Annotated in this window: 15 protein-coding genes; 1 reads left to right on the top strand and 14 read right to left on the bottom strand. The window is 34.7% G+C overall.

The window, feature by feature from the left end; genetic code table 11:
• Positions 1-413: transposase (locus IYQ92_RS08100; RefSeq protein WP_195676186.1), on the top strand; the 413-nt coding region annotated here is incomplete at its 5' end.
• Positions 414-485: 72 nt separating this feature from the next.
• On the opposite strand, the gene IYQ92_RS08105 is transcribed toward IYQ92_RS08100, so the two are convergent.
• The 14 genes from IYQ92_RS08105 to cps2T are packed head-to-tail and all read right to left on the bottom strand — an operon-like array spanning position 486 to position 16,207.
• The gene (locus IYQ92_RS08105; RefSeq protein WP_229311357.1) at positions 486-2,957 is read right to left on the bottom strand and encodes an LTA synthase family protein; all 2,472 of its coding nucleotides are present in this window, start codon (positions 2,955-2,957) and stop codon (positions 486-488) included.
• A 14-nt stretch (positions 2,958-2,971) separates the two neighbouring features.
• Positions 2,972-3,952, bottom strand: coding sequence for a glycosyltransferase family 2 protein (locus tag IYQ92_RS08110; RefSeq protein WP_195676187.1), 981 nt, complete (start codon positions 3,950-3,952; stop codon positions 2,972-2,974).
• A 15-nt stretch (positions 3,953-3,967) separates the two neighbouring features.
• A complete protein-coding gene (locus IYQ92_RS08115) occupies positions 3,968-4,924 on the bottom strand; it encodes a glycosyltransferase family 2 protein (protein WP_195676188.1) in 957 nt (318 codons plus the stop codon).
• Between the two features lie 13 nt (positions 4,925-4,937).
• Positions 4,938-6,254: a DUF2142 domain-containing protein gene (locus IYQ92_RS08120; protein ID WP_195676189.1), complete on the bottom strand. Its 1,317-nt coding sequence runs from the start codon at positions 6,252-6,254 to the stop codon at positions 4,938-4,940.
• Positions 6,251-7,516, bottom strand: coding sequence for a lipopolysaccharide biosynthesis protein (locus IYQ92_RS08125; RefSeq protein WP_195676190.1), 1,266 nt, complete (start codon positions 7,514-7,516; stop codon positions 6,251-6,253). The genes IYQ92_RS08120 and IYQ92_RS08125 overlap by 4 nt, the downstream gene beginning before the upstream one ends.
• Positions 7,506-7,844 (bottom strand): DUF2304 domain-containing protein, encoded by a 339-nt coding sequence (locus IYQ92_RS08130; protein WP_195676191.1) that lies wholly within the window; start codon positions 7,842-7,844, stop codon positions 7,506-7,508. Before IYQ92_RS08130 ends, IYQ92_RS08125 begins: the two co-directional genes overlap by 11 nt.
• Before the next feature lies 1 nt (position 7,845).
• A complete protein-coding gene (locus IYQ92_RS08135; RefSeq protein WP_195676192.1) occupies positions 7,846-8,541 on the bottom strand; it encodes a glycosyltransferase family 2 protein in 696 nt (231 codons plus the stop codon).
• A 12-nt stretch (positions 8,542-8,553) separates the two neighbouring features.
• A complete protein-coding gene (locus IYQ92_RS08140) occupies positions 8,554-9,348 on the bottom strand; it encodes a glycosyltransferase (protein ID WP_195676193.1) in 795 nt (264 codons plus the stop codon).
• The gene (locus tag IYQ92_RS08145) at positions 9,348-11,066 is read right to left on the bottom strand and encodes a rhamnan synthesis F family protein (RefSeq protein WP_195676194.1); all 1,719 of its coding nucleotides are present in this window, start codon (positions 11,064-11,066) and stop codon (positions 9,348-9,350) included. The genes IYQ92_RS08140 and IYQ92_RS08145 overlap by 1 nt, the downstream gene beginning before the upstream one ends.
• Positions 11,066-12,079, bottom strand: coding sequence for a glycosyltransferase (locus tag IYQ92_RS08150; protein ID WP_195676195.1), 1,014 nt, complete (start codon positions 12,077-12,079; stop codon positions 11,066-11,068). Before IYQ92_RS08150 ends, IYQ92_RS08145 begins: the two co-directional genes overlap by 1 nt.
• 29 nt (positions 12,080-12,108) lie before the next feature.
• Positions 12,109-13,323, bottom strand: coding sequence for an ABC transporter ATP-binding protein (locus IYQ92_RS08155; RefSeq protein ID WP_195676196.1), 1,215 nt, complete (start codon positions 13,321-13,323; stop codon positions 12,109-12,111).
• Positions 13,324-14,130 (bottom strand): ABC transporter permease, encoded by an 807-nt coding sequence (locus IYQ92_RS08160; RefSeq protein WP_195676197.1) that lies wholly within the window; start codon positions 14,128-14,130, stop codon positions 13,324-13,326.
• A complete protein-coding gene (locus IYQ92_RS08165; protein ID WP_195676198.1) occupies positions 14,131-15,063 on the bottom strand; it encodes a glycosyltransferase family 2 protein in 933 nt (310 codons plus the stop codon).
• Entirely contained in the window at positions 15,053-16,207 is a 1,155-nt protein-coding gene (gene cps2T, locus IYQ92_RS08170; RefSeq protein ID WP_195676199.1) for a beta 1-4 rhamnosyltransferase Cps2T, read from the bottom strand. Before cps2T ends, IYQ92_RS08165 begins: the two co-directional genes overlap by 11 nt.
• Between the last annotated feature and the right edge of the window lie 68 nt (positions 16,208-16,275).

Consider the following 16,275-nt stretch of genomic DNA (forward strand, 5'->3'; position numbering starts at 1 on the left):
AACGCTTTTATTCACGGACTTTTAGGCAAACCTTGACTCCTAAGGAGATTGTTAAGAAAATTCTAGATTTATCGGACGAACTCCGCTATTACTATGAGCTGTATCAACTCTTATTATTCCATTTTCAAGAGAAAAATACCGACCATTTTATGGCACTGATTGACGACAACCTTCCCTTTGTCAATCCTATATTTACCGCTGTCTTTAAGACCTTCAAGAAATACAAATCCTACATCGCAAACGCCCTGGAGCTCCCTTATTCTAACGCCAAGCTAGAAGCCACTAACAAACTCATCAAGGACATTAAGCGTCAAGCTTTCGGCTTTCGAAACTTCAAGAACTTTAAAACAAAAATTCTCATCGCTTTGAACATCAAAATAGAGAGAACCAATCTGATTCTCTCTAGATGTTAGTGATAAATCACCCACTACAGTTGACAATGAGCCCTAACTTTTGGAGTGCGGTTCATTTTTACCATTAGGTTTTTATTTGGGAAGGTCAAAGAAGTCCTTATAGTTGCTAATATAATTCTTACCTTCGGTAAGGTCATATTGAATGAGTTTCAAATCATTTGCAACTTTCTTTTCAGACTTGGTAAGTTTCTTTTTATCAACGCTCGCCTTATTCAGAACTTCTGTCAATAGGGCATAATAAGGCGATACTTTTGAATTAGTATGCGCCAAGAGTTCCGCAGAAAAATCACTTGAATTAACCAGTGGATAATTCTGTTTCTCAGTCTTAAAGTTGCTCCAAATAAAGTAATCTGTCAAATATTGATTTTCTGGCTGATTTGCAAAGATAGAACTAGGATAAAAGCCCGGTAAGTGGTCGCCATAAAAAACAACTGTAATAGGCTTATCAATCTTAGATAATTCTGAAAGAAATTCTGCAGTGCTACTATCTGTATAAGTCAACATGCGTGCATAATTTGTCAGATTCTCATTTTGACCAGCAGTAAATCCATTACCTGTTCCAGTAACATTACTTAGATCTGTATGAGCCCAAGGGCTATGATTTTGCATCGTCATTACTGAAAAAAATTGGCTTTGATTTGTTTTAATATTGGATAAGATATTACGATAAGTTGAGGCATCGCTGTAATATGAGCCTAGTATCTCTGCACCTTCTGGACGTTCATCTGACCCCGAGGAAGCAATAAAATGTTTAAAACCTAAACGTTGATATACCGATTTTCGAGAATAATGTGATGCATCAGATAGATGAATAACGATACGATTAGCTGGACTAAAAGCATCACTAATAGAGGGAATGTAGGTCATATCTGGAATGATTTCTGTATATAATAATGAAATCATTTCATCGAAGTTGTACATCGGTAAGCCAGTCAAAGTTTGAAATTCCATATTGGCTGTTCCGCCGCCATAACCATCCGATTTCATCATTCCACTTGTCGTCTCTGACTTAATCTGATCAATTTTCGGCAAAACATTTTCTGAAAGAGTAATTCCTTGTATGTGATTAGGGTTGGACAAACTTTCACTTAAGAGATAAATAACCGTTTGGTCAGATAAATTATTTGAACGTGATTTGTTAATCTGCTCTGCCTCTAGTTTATATTTTTTATAAAGATTAGCAATTGCCTTTTGACTGTAATCTTTTGGCTTATCCATATCAGTCAGCGTCAATTGTTTTAACCATACAAAACTCAAAGACTTAAATCTTGCACTTGCATTTATCCCTAGCCAATTTATTAAATTGAAATTGTAAACCGAAGTCAAAATTGGAATATGCTCTGGAATCATTCCATTTTCTGAGTTAGAAAAAATTCCTGTTATTCCTCCCAACATTAGTATTGGTATAAACATAAGAGCTATTCTTCTTTTTAGACTTTGGACAATCTTCCCAGAAAGAATACGGTCTTTTAGATAGTATAGGATAATAATCAGCCAAATCAAAGCTATCACTGATAAGAGAACAGCATTTTCAGCAACATAATCTTTGAAAAAGCCAATATCTCCCAGCCAAGTAAGGTCAGCTGCCATCAATGGTTCATTTCTCAATGAATACTTGGTTGCATTAACATAACAAAGTAAGCTAGCAAGAATAATATTAAGTGCAGTCGCTACCAAGAAACGATTAATTAACAAGTAAGTAAAGAAAAATAGACTTGATAAAACTAAAATTTGAAAAATAGTTGCGCCTGAAACGATATAATAACCGTACTCTTTTCCTTGCTCAGTGATACCAGCTTGTAAGAAATAATTAAAGATGAAGCCTAATAAAAAACTGAAGAAAACTGGCTGAGAGAGACTGGTTTTATTACTGGCTAAGTCGACAATAGCCTTAGCAGAGAAATAAAAGAGAAAGCTAAAAAACAAATAAAATCCTAAACTATACCAAAAGAGGAACGTTAGAAAATGATAATTATCAACTTTATCAATTGAAATGAGATTATTAGTCAAGAAACGATTTCTATATAGAGAACTCGTCATGGCCAAAAGGACCAAATACTGACTGTAAACCAACTTTTTCCGCTGATTTGACAGAGCAATGATAGAAGCCTTTTTTGATGATTTAGAGAAATAGTTTAGCAAGAAGCTACCGATTAAAATTATTACTGTTGGTATTAACATCTGCCAATCATCAAAGAAATGCTTAAAATGTGTCCACTCAAACTTCACATTATTGAGGTTAAGTGTCATCCTCAAAAAGTATGTACCAATTAAAGATGCCAGATATATGAGGCTAATATAGAGAGTACTTATCCCACTAATGTTTTTGAAAATCTGAAAAATGTAGACTATCAAAAATAAGTAAAAGAGGGTTGGTAAGATTTCCCAACTTTCTCCCCCTTTTTTGCTTACGATTTGATAGGCCGACTGACAAAACATCAGACCAAATACAAGGATATAAGAAAGCACTTCCTTCCTATGATTAATTATCCAATGATAGGCAGTTGAAATACTTTCTTTAGCCTTGTCAATTTGCAAATTCAATGTATTGATTTTCCTTATTTTATTTTTTTGTAAATTCCTAGTAATCGTTCAAATATAGCGCTAGACAGATTGACTCCAAACACTCTTGAAAAAAGGCCGGTGTATTTAAAAAATCTATTTTCAAGTTTAGCAGAGTGTTTGAGGAGGTACTTATACCGTGCTAAAAGAGGTTCCACATCACTATCACGTTTATATTTAGACACAAAAGGTAAAATCGAGATGAAAGAGATGGCGTAATAAATTTCCAAAGCCTCCTCTTTTCCTAATTTCTTAATCTCAGCATCAGATAAGCCAATTTCAATACTCTTTAAAATATCGACTATATTTTTCTTTTTAATCTGATTAGTCAAGCTTCCTTGCCTATTTTGACGGTACATGTATTGTGGATTATCTAGTATTGCATAACTAGTCATTGACTTCAGCAGATTGCCACACCACAGACAGTCCTCCGAAATAAATCCCTGAGGGAAATACATATCTGTTGACTCAAAAAGCTTTCTATTAACACATTTATTCCAAGCTGGAGCCACAATCAATTCTTTAGTGACTAGCTCATTACAATTAGTCTCTAAATCAAAAGATAAGTTTGACGTGTTCAATAGCTTCTCTTTGGTGGTTGTCCCATCATAATAAAATGTATAAGGAAAAATGACAACATCAACTTCTTCACGCATTATCACAAAATTAAGGTCACTCAAGAAATGATCATCTGACCAAAAATCATCACCATCTAGGAAAATTAAATAGTCACCTTCTGAAGCTTTTATACCTAAATTGCGTGTAGCTGAAAGACCTTGATTAACTTGATGAATGACCTTAACCTGCTTATAGCCCTCGCTGAATCTATCAGCAATAGCTCCTGTATTATCTGTTGAACCATCATCTACAACAATAACCTCAAAATCTGAAAAATTTTGATTGACAACACTTGTTAAACACTCATCCAAATAATCAGAGACATTATATGCTGGGATAATTATTGAAAATTTTGACATACTGTACCTATCTACTTAGCCTTTACAATATAAATATGCGAATACTTTCATCAAGTGGAGCCTCTCGGTAAGTTGGAATAATAAAACAATCATTCTATTAAACAAGCTTTCACCACTGATTTTAGGAGACATAGGAGAAATATCACTTACTAAAGCATTTGCCTTTAGAAACTCTTTAACTTGACAATAATAATTAATAAAAGTTGCCTTGTCTGAAGAACGTCCCGAAAATAGCAGATACCAAATATAATAGCGTTCTATAAAATAAGTCAAATACTGATTGGGGTGTTTGTTCCATTTCAAAATTTCTTCTAACAGAACACGGATATCAACTGTTTCCTTCAATCCTCTTTGAGAAGTATTTGAGACACTTTCCTCGTTGTACATCCACTGATAACCTGAGTAGAAAATAATCTTGATTTTATCTGTTTTTGACAAGACTTTCAAATTAAAGACAACATCCTCGCCAATACCATAGTCAAAAAAAGTAATGTGATTGTCAATCAAAAAACTCTTCCGATAAATCCTAGCCCACGGAGCCATAATAATATACTTTGACCACTCTGTATCTTTGAGAAGTTCTTGATGAATGACCTCGCCATTATATTTCATACGTTTATAGCCTGAAATGACTAAATCAAAGTCCGAATCTTTTATAGCATGATAATGTGTCGCTAGATAGTCAGGCTCAATCTGATCATCATTATCAACGAAAACAATATAATCACCTTTAGCCATTCTAATGCCAAAATTACGCGTTTTAGATACGCCTTCATTTTCTTTGTCAATAAAAACGATATTGCTATACTTTTTAGCATATTCTCGACAAATATCGGCTGATTGGTCTTTTGAACCATCATTTAGAAGTATAATTTCATATAAATCATTTGATAAAGTCTGATTCAATAACGAATCTAGACAAGCTGATAAACGTTCTTGAGCATTATAAACAGGAACAATAACACTAATCATTCACTTTTACTCCTTATACCCAATAATATGCCCAAAGTACAGCAAATGAAGCAGCAACATTTGCCAAAATCATAAATACAGATAAATTGGTAATTAGTTTTTGGTCCACTTTCAAATTGAATTTTGAGCGACAAATACTAAATAAAGGTGCTAAGTAAATCAAAAATGGTGTAAAGTAGCGACCTTGTTCACCGTAAGCAATTCTATTTGCTGCAACATTATCAGGATTTGACCTTAATGTCCAAGCAAAGTACATTCCAATAGTAATAACAAGCACTTGAATTGGGAAAATCAATGCTGATGAAATTCCTTCTGTTTTAGTAACAGGAAGATGTTCACTTGAAAAAATTAAGATTAAAACTACAATATCAATAAATATTAACCATAATGGTAATTGAGTTGTTAACCAACCAAATTCACCAAAAATACCAATAGTTAATATACTATTCAAGTTAACATTTTCTTGATGCAAAAAGAATGTATTGAACATTACCCAGATGAAATGTCGCGTTCCACCCCATCCCTTTAAGAAAAAGAAGAAGCTAAATAATCCTAAGCACAATACAACCGCAACAAAATACCATCTATATTTTTGGAAGAATTTATAAAATGGATTAATAAATTTAAGAAATCCTTCAAATTCAAAATCACCCATAACTAAAAATGGTAATAAGAGCAGGTTGTTTGTCTTTGTAGAATAAAGGAATATAGTTAATAAAATCAGCTGAACAAATGACTTGTTTGTGAATTTTCTTTCTTTAATCAGATTTACGAAGAAAACAAAAAAACAAGCAATTGAGACATAATTTAAAACATCATACGAAAGTGATGCAGCTTGTTGCAACATCATTGGTAATAATGAAACAAACATTAACGCCAACTTACCATATTTAGCGAACTTAATGACAAAGTACATTCCAATAATGTAAACCAAAGCATTAACAACTCGTCCCATCAATAAGATAATACCAAACGATGGATAAATTGCTCTACCAATAAGCATTCCAATGAGCTGTGGAAGGTGAGCTAGGGCTTTAATTGACTTTTTTAATCTAAATGGTGCTGCTGAAAAATCTTGTTTTTCAGTAAAAAACTTATTTAATTTTTTCTTATTAAGAACAGCTGGAGCCTCAACAGAGTCATTAGAGATAACTTCCATTTGGTATTTAGCAAGCCACTGAAGTGAATCCTCTTTTGCTGCTTCATGTGTAATATCCCAAGCCAATATCGCATGTGTTGTCTCATCAGGAACCTGCGTTACAGGAACCAAAAACATAAACAGAGCTACACATGGAAGAGCTAATAATAAGAACAACTTTTCTATTTTCATTTTTTCTCCTTATACGAATCCTTAAAAATATTATAAATGATTAAAGAAACAAATAACCAAGTGATCATTGACAAAGTAAATGAGTATGATGCTCCAAGAATACCATAGTTCCTCACCAGAATATCTGCTGTCAAGTAAGACATGATAAAGCCACTTGCAAAAGAAATGACTAACAATTTTTGTTTTCTCAAAACAGTCAATATATTATCACAAACTGTTGCAAATGTGCTAGAGATTCCTCCTACTAGAAGGATAATAAAGCTCAAACAATATTTACCTAAGTCAACTGAATAAATGATATTTAAAATTGGAATACCAATAACAGAAAGTGAAACTAAAATAGCTACTGAACATAAAACCAATAATCTTAATAGTTTTTTTCGATAAGTAACAAACTGCTCAAATTCTTTTCGGTCCAAAAAAATAGCCATTTGCGTCATCATGGGTCTAAAGAAAATCATCGTCAAATTCATCGCAAACACTGGCATAAAGAGAATATTAAAATCTTTTTGCACACCAATTGCCACAATACCTTGCTCAAACATTTTGTCTAAAGCATATTTTGGCTGGTTATAGATAGAAACCAAAAGAAATGCATTGATAAACAGAGGACTACTCTCAATTAAAATCCCTTTGATCTGCTGAAAAGATAATTCAAAAAGATTTATTTTTTCAAAATATCTACTAAGTGGAAAATCAAAGCAGAAAATGAAAAGGAAGGAGGACAATACCATTACAATGATAGACACAGACAGATTTTTTGTGAAAATCAAAGCTAGGGTAAAAACAAGGAAAATAAGAATATTTCTATAAAACAATGACTTTCCAGCAACATCAAGTCTTTCGTGCTGCTGAAACAAGCCCTGAAAGACATCTGACAAAGCATCACTGACTCGATAAAGACAAATTAAGAAGACAGACAAGGCCTTGTAAAAGTCATACCGATGAAGAAAAATATAAACGATAGCAACGAGAATCATGACAATATTAGTTAGTAGCCGTGTTGAAAAATAGTTATTAAAAGAATATTTTTCTTTAACATCTGTTGCTTGGAAATCTCTGACTTGAAAAGTCGCTACCGTAATCAATAAATTTCCAACAGCATAGGCAATACTAAAAACATCTGAATCATAGTTATTGAGTGTCCTAGTCACAGACAAGAGCAGTAGGGTAGAGATAGCCGCAGAAGCGAGACTCCCCAGAATATTCCACAGAAAAACCTTACTTTGAGTCACTTGAGTATTGATAACTTTATTTTTCATTATTCTTTTCACTAAGGGCAAATTGTTGCGCTAATCTCTTAATCTTATGAGATTGAACTGAAATAATATTGGTCAGTATAAACATTATCCATAAACTTAGGCAAAAGCCAACAAAGAATACAAAATTCATTGGTGAATAAATACCAAAAAGGTGAGATAAATCTGTTAGAAGTTTTGGGAACCAAACTAAGATAAGTAGAATCAAGCAAAGAACGTACCAAGACAAAGAGTATTTGATAGACAACTTATCCTTTTTAATTAAATGTACAGTATAAATTACAAAAAGAACAATAACTGCTGAAATGAACAAACTAGCTGTTTTTGTCATACTATTTTCCTTTCAATTTTACAAATAAAATCGCCAGCGTCACCTTCACCATATAGTAAACAGATTTGGTTGCTGAAATAGACGATACCCCACCTTGGCGCTCATTCATAATGACTGGTATTTCCTTGATGCTATATCCTTTATTCAAAACGGAAACAATAGTCTCTGGTTCTGGGTAATCATCAGGATAATTATCAGCAAACAATTCAATTAGGCTTCGGTCAATCATGCGAAGACCTGATGTAGCATCGGTTACCTTTTTCTTAGTCAGTAGTTTAATTAACCACATAAAATACTTAATTCCTAGCCTCCTTGTAAAAGACGACTGGAAGCCTTCATTTTCTAAGAAGCGAGAACCAATGACCATGTTCACTTTGCTAGCCTCTAATTCTTCGACCATCTTAGCCAAAAAGGAAGGGTTGTGCTGACCATCGCCATCAACTTGAACAGCAAGATCATACCCATTTTGCTTAGCATATAGATAGCCAGTCTGTACGGCTCCTCCAATTCCAAGATTGATAGGTAGAGAAACAACATTAAAATGATTTTGTTGACAGATTTCTAATGTGTTATCAGTTGAACAATCATTGATAATGACATAGTCAAAATCTGGGGCATCTTTTTTAATTGCCTCAATGGTATTCTTGATATTACTACTTTCGTTATAGGCTGGAATAATAATTAACTTTTTTAGCAAATTCCTAATCTCCTAGTTATTTGAATTCTGACTTTTTTGATAAAATTTAATCAATAATTGAGCAATTGGCTTTGGCCACAAGAGTTGATACATATACAAATCTTCTTTTGTCCGTGTATTATCAGAAATGGTTGCAGAAGTTTCAGATTCCTCATGAATACGATGTAACATTAAGGGTTGATCAACATAAGAAAACTTTCCGTGATAATCTGATGAAATGGTATACCAAGCAAACCAATCCAAACTCGTCTTCATCTCCTCGTTAAATTTGAAACTCTTTAAGGCCTTCATATTATAAGTAACTGCTGGACAACAAATTGGATTCCCTAAGGATAATACACGATTGCGCCACCATTTATTGCCTGAAGCAAGTGACAATGTCTTTAGCATGAGACGCTTGATTTTCAAATTTTGATTACTTAAAATTAATTCAGTTTTATCTTCTTTGACTTTCAATTCCTTATAATCAGTATAAACAATGGTTGACTCGGGATTTGCTACAAAACTCTCAAGAACTTTTTCTGTAAAGTTTTTATCATACAAATCATCTTGATGCACAATTGTCGCAAAATCAGTTTCACAGTGAGATAGAGCCTGATTCCAATCAGCACCAATTGATTTTCGTTGACCAAGATAAAGTGGAAGATGGTATTTTTCAGCCAGTCCTTTTATATGGTCATTTGGTGTTGAAGTATAAATATAGATTTCTGAAAAGACTGTCTGATTTTTCACAGCTTGAATACATTCTTCTAAATAAGTACTGATACCATAGGCACAAATGACCATGGTGTGTTGCTTCCTTGACATTACTTTTTCCTTTTATATTTTTTTGTTAGATGACTGCGCCTTACGATATAATCAATTGCTAAACTAATTGCTTTTTTTTCGAATTGAAGAACCTGACTCAAGCTAGTGTGTCTCCAAAATTCATTGGGTAATCTAAACTCATTTTGAATATTAGCATGAAAGAAGGCGAATTCATGAATCAAATTAAGACTATTTTGACCTAATGGCAAAATCGAATAATCATAATGTTGCGCCCACACTAAGCTCACAATCAAGTGGCGTAATAGTTTAGGGTCTCCGGTTGGGACATTTTCCAAAATAAACTCCAAGACTTCTTTCCTAATCCAAAAAGTGGAATACTCCGCCTCTAGCCATGGCTGTCTGTTCAAGAAATCAATTTGCTTTTGCAGTCCCAGTTTCTTCCACAATTTTTCTGAAGATAAGGCAAGACTTTTAGAAAAATAAGCCGTTTCATCATAAGTAAAGAGAGACAACTCATCTGGTATGACAATACCAAGCTTTCCATTCTTTGAAAATTCAGCTAAAACGTCAGGGAGATTATCAAAAAAAGATTGATAAAGTTTTTCACTCAGTTGATAATCCACAATTTCTTTATTAAAAAGCCTATCGGTTGTAATGTGACCAACGACCTCATAAGCACCCACTAGGTCTCTAATTTCCTTTAATGCCTCTAAGTCATTGGCTTGCTCAATAGTCATTGAAGAACAGACAGGCAGAGAAAACTGACTTGCTTTTTTCTCTAAAAAAGAGGATGAATAGGTTAGAAAGTAATCGCAAAATTTAGCATATTGCTGAAGATGGGGGAAAATCAGCTGAAATTTTTCTAGATCTGTTACATGAACGTGCAAGGCGACTTTTTGATCATCTACATGCGAACCATCATTTTTTATAATCCTATAAGGTAATAAATAAATTGGTGCAGGTGGCGAGATAAGGGTCAAATGAGCAATCATTATTGACTTAGGATAAGTTGAACTTTTTGAAATTTCATCAAGAAGATAAGGAGATAGTAATGGATTGAAATTAAAAGCCTTAACTTTGATAAAAGGAATCTTATATTTAAGTAGGAGGTCAGGATGACACATTGAAAGATTTGGTTCCAAGTTCATTTCATTTTCTTCTAGAGTATCGCTTACTGCCTCAAAATGAAAATCTGAATCTACTAATTTTTGAGTCAAAGTCGCCTCATAGCTATCAATCACTTGTTGGACATTTTCTAGTTGCCCAACACTGCTCCAAAACTCTCCAAAGGCTTGACTGACAAATACTGACCTCGTAAAAACCATAAAATAGGATTGTAAATGTTCAGCAACGAACGATCCTCCCTTGATGTGACACTCAGGATGTCTCGTCATCCCCCAAAAATCAACTGTTTTTTTAGATTCAAATTTTTGATAAAGAGGCTCTAGATCCCACAGTGGTCCAAAGCAAGTATCATTCATTAAAGTCAATGATTCTATCTGACGCCACTCTTCAGCTATCAATAGTTCTACTCCCTGGCGCCATGCTGCAAAATCATAGCCTACATTGTCTCTCAGGATAACCTGATCTGCTAGTCCCCCCGGTTTGATTTTTTCTTGATCAGCTTGAGATAAGGGGCTATTTGAAATAAAAATAACTTTCGAAAAAATAGGACGAATCTTTTTTAGTTGATAAAGTACATGCTCAGATAATTGCTGATAAGGGTTAAAATGCACATAAACAAGAGCTCTAGACATTATTTTCTCCTAAAGAAATTGATAACCTTCGTAGGAATCTTCCAGCGTCTTGAATTGACAACCATATTGTATTCATTCAACCAAAAGTCGCGTTTATGCTCCAATTCGTCCATTTCTTGGCGTAATTGCTCAATATTTTTCTCAAGTTGTGATTTATTTGTCTCTAAATCTTGAATTAATTGACTATTTTTATTAATTTGATTTCTTTGCTCATAAATAATCTTTTCTTGCTCAGAGACTTCCGAAATCAAATAGCTACTAATTAGAGCGGTGTCAGCCGAAGCATTTTTCTGCAAATACTCTAACTGAGTTTCCTTTAAACGTTCAAAACGCTGTTTGGCTTTCTCGACAGATAGAGGATGAGAGTCCGAACCATCATGTAGACGATAAACAACTGTAGAATCTTCTAAAAAACTCAACTTAGTTTTATTAAACAATTCCAACTGCAAATTAAATGTGTCGTCCACAGCATCTGGAGCAATCAAATCATTCACTTCTTTCATTAGTTGGGTTTCAACTAGCCAAGAAGACGACATGGTCATGCCTTTGTAGGCTAATTCTTCCTCAAAACTTGACATTTTTCTAATGATACCATTTTTAATTGCTTTGGTATGAAGTAATTGACCACTTTCTGAAATAATATCAAAATCTGTACAAGACCACTTTGACTCTTGATTACTTTCTAATAAATTAATCTGTTTTTGCAGTTTTTCCGAATCAGTCCAGTAATCATCACCATCACATCTGGCAATATAATCTCCACTAACCTCTTTACAGACAGAAATCCAAGTTGCGGTAATTCCTTTATTAGTTTTATTGAAAAAAGCTTTTATACGGTCGGGATATTTTTCAGCATAGTCTCTGATAATTAAATCCGAACCGTCAGTTGAGGCATCATCTACAAGGATAATTTCATAGTCAAATTGACATTTTTGGTTCAAGAAACTTTGAATTGCCTCAGCAATCCACGGCTTTTTATTGTAATTCGTACAGATAATTGATATTTTAACCATATATTTCCTCAAATCTATTACAAAATAACTTAGGCTTTAAATGACCAACTTCCATTTCGTTGAATTAATCCCGTAGCAGAATCAACTTCCGATTCATTTTTATAATCAATGTCATCTCGATTCAATAAGATAATTGGGGACTGATTAGCACCAACAAAGCCAATCATTTGACCTTCTTTATCACGAACAGTCACTTCAAGTTTCAACTTCAAATCATTAACATTAGGAATATGACAAGAGTATTTGACTATCTTGTGACCTTTTCCTTGAGTCAGATATTCCATTGAATTATCATTATAAATCCAAATATTTCTATCAATATCGGTAAAAGATAAGGCAACATAAGTTTCTATATCATCTAGGACATCATAAGAAACTTCAAATTCAATTTTATCTTGCGGGGTGATACGATTAGCTGAAAGCAGCTTAATTTTTATGTTATCTGTTTGCTCATCAGCCGATAATTGTCGACCTTCTTCAACCGTTTCCTCATACTGTTGCTCAGTATTGTCATAACTGTATTGATTGGCTACATCGTAGGGTTCTCCGTAAGCCTTAACCAATCCATCTTCGATAAGAACTGCACGATTACAATATTTTTTAACGGCTCCCATATCATGGGTAACAAGAATTGTTGTTTTCCCCGATTTTTTACGTTCAAGGAAATAATCATTACACTTACGTTGGAAGGCTTCATCACCTACGGCAAGGACCTCATCCAAAATCAGGACATCTCCCTCTGCTTTGATAGCAACGGAAAAAGCCAAACGAACCTGCATACCGCTAGAATAATTTTTCAGTTTTTGGTTCATAAAATCACCAAGTTCTGCAAATTCAACGATATCGTCATACATAGCATCAATTTCTTCGGTTGTAAAACCAAGCATAGCGCCGTTCAAATAAACATTTTCACGACCAGTCAGTTCAGGATTAAAGCCGACACCAAGTTCAATGAAGGAGACCATTTTACCATTCACAGTCACTATACCTTTTTCAGGAACATAAATTTGAGAAATAATTTTTAACAGAGTTGATTTCCCAGAACCATTTCGCCCAACGATACCAAAAAAGTCTCCTTTTTCTACTTCAAAATTGATATCTTTAAGGACATGTTGTTCTTTGTACCCCTTAATTCCTCTAAAGCGATTAACCAAGGTTGTTCTCAAACTCTGTGTCGCTTCTGTTGGCAACTTAAAATACTTGCTGACATGTTCAACTTTTACTGCAATTTCTTTTTCTGACATTTATAGAATCTCCGCAAATCGTTTAGCATTTTTCTTAAAGATAACATAGCCAACAATGAAAATGATGACTGGTAAAAGGTAAGGAGTCAAGGCAATCAGTGGCTGACCAATCAAGTCCCAACCGCGTGTACTTCCTGAATAAACAATAAAGTGACGCAAGTCCTGTACAATCTGCGCTAGGGGATTCAACATCATCAGCTTAGCAATTGTCACATGCCCACGTTGTAAAATATAGGTTAGGGAGTAGATGATTGGGGTCGCATACATGCCTGCCTGCATGATGACCTCCCAAATAGGTCCGATATCTCGGTATCTTACAAACAAAGTTGATAGTATCAGAGCAATCCCCATTGACAAAAGGGTCAATTCAATAAAAATCGGAAAAATGACTAAAATTCCTAAAGAAGGATGAATCCCGTTAATCAAAGCAAAAATAAAGACTACAAGTAAATTGATAACATAGTTAATAGCCGCTCCAATAACCGATGAAAAGACGATTATTTCTTTAGAAAAATTAAGCTTTCGCAAAAGGTCGCCACGGCTAACAATGGACAGCATTCCCATGTTGGTTGCTTCAGCAAAGAAATTCCAAGTGACCATCCCAAGCAAAAGTCCTACCGCATAGTGAGGTGTCCCGTCATCAAATTTCAAGAATCGCACAAAGACAAGGTACATGATGGTAAAGAGCATAAGAGGCTTCAAAATAGACCAAAGATGCCCAATCAAGCTTCCTTGATAGCGCAATTTAAAATCTGTTTTGACCATTTCTCTTAGCAAAATGCGATTTTCTTTACTAAAAATGTTCATTTATTTTCTCCTATAACCAAATTTAGTGATAATCAACATTGAAAATACAAAGGTATGGAAGGCTTTATTTTTCCGTAAGTTGTATTTTTTTAAGGTTCGATAACGTTGGATAGGGGATTTTGACATGATGCTGATAAAGGCTTCTGCTAGCTCGCGGTCAGATGGACTCAAATCATCTGTGATAAGAGCCTGCGCTTGCTTTTGAGTCGCCTTAATCAAATCCCAGTATAGTTTAAACAAAAAGTGGGGGCGAAGCCATTTTTTTATTCGCTTACCCCAGGTTCTGGCACCTAGAACGTTATTATCATGCTGGCGATAAAGTTCCCCTGGTTTGTCAATATAAACTAGGCGCCCATAAGCCGTTGCCAATAGAGCTAAGTACCAATCGTGCATGATGATATTGTCTAGGCTCTGCCATTTTTCTGCCAAAGCGTAGTTAATCATAGCCACACCACCGGTTACCGTGTTCTCCGTCAACTCCTGAACAAACGCCGTGTTAGCGTGACCAGATTGGCTGCGAATCATACTGTCTGAGATGGTCTCTAACTGCTGGTTCACTACTTTGAGGTCCATATAAACCATTAGCAATTCATTTTTGGGATAGTTCTCAGCTTCTTTTAATTGAGTTTCCACTTTATCTGGCAACCAAACATCGTCCTGGTCGCTAAAAAAATAATAATCAGCCTTTTCATATTTGACCAAGGTATAAAAGGACTTGATAACACCATAATTATCATTTTGATTAGGATTGATGAACCTTATCCGTTCATCTTTTTCAGCATACTGGGCAATGAGCTGGCGCGTTTGGTCTGACGACCCATCGTCCCTAATCAGTAACTGCCAGTCGGTGTAAGTCTGATTTTGGATTGACTCAATTTGTTCAGCAAGGTAAGTCTCACCGTTGTAGGTTGACATTAGAATATTAACTTTCATGTAAAAATAAGTCCTCGTATTCTCCTACAATTTTGTCCCAAGTATAACGATCTCGAATAATATTTTTAGCACGATTGCCATAATTAGAATAGTCGATGCCTTTGTCAGCATCATTGATCAATTTGGTCAGATTTCCAGACTGTTTATTCCAATAAAAGCCACTCGGTCCAGCAACTGATTTATTAAAATCAACATCTAAAATCAGATTCAAATTGGTATGAGCTAGCGCCTCTAGGAGACCTGGGTTAGTTCCACCAACTTCATGACCATGGATATAAGCAAAAGCATTCTCACGAATATAGGCTAAAAATTCCTTATCATAAACCGTTCCAACGAATTTCACGCGCTTATCACGGTCAAAATGTGTCTTAGCTTTCAGTTGTTCAAGGTAAGCATTGCCGTCATGATTACAGATAATCACCAAATTTCTCTGACTATCTGATGCCATAAATTCACGGATAGCCGTCTCATAGTTATTTTCAGGCACAAAACGACCAACAATTAAATAATAGTGATTTTCTTTAATACCCCATTTTTCAAAGGTTGACCTAACCTGCTCTGAATCGTGAGAAAGGCTACTTGGTTTTACATCAGTGCCATAAGCGATAAAAGTGGTTTTTGCAGCTGGATAAGATGTCTTGATGTAGTCTTCAATAGCAACATTATCTGAAATAATCAAGTCAGCCCTATTAGCCATACACTTCTCTGCATATTTCAAATAAGCTTGAACTGGCTTAGCCCATTTGCTACGTTTCCACTCTAGACCGTCAGGATTGACATAGAGTTGACCGCCAACTTTATGGATTTTATTAGCATAGTGACTAATGAAAGCTCCAATCGTATTTCCCAAAATGTAAAAAATGGAAGACTCAATCTGCTGTTCTTTAATCACTTTCAAACTATAATCGATTGCCATCATGTCATAAGCAATTACACGCGCTGGTCCTAATTTAGGAGCCTTGATAGTAAAACAATCCACCCCTTGATAATCAAAGTGAGTCTGATGCTCCGCATCACTCAAACAAGCAACGTGGTAAGTGATTTCCGAAGAATTCTGATTAGCAACCAATTCGGCTACAAATGTCTCAAAACCTCCATATTTTGCAGGAAGCCCGCGACTTCCAATAATGAATACATGCTTCACTGCATACTCCTTCAGTTTAACTAAACAATCTTATTAATTATAGCATATTTTACATTTATTTGCGATTA

This window comes from Streptococcus sp. HF-1907, from assembly GCF_015594605.1.
Lineage (GTDB): Bacteria > Bacillota > Bacilli > Lactobacillales > Streptococcaceae > Streptococcus.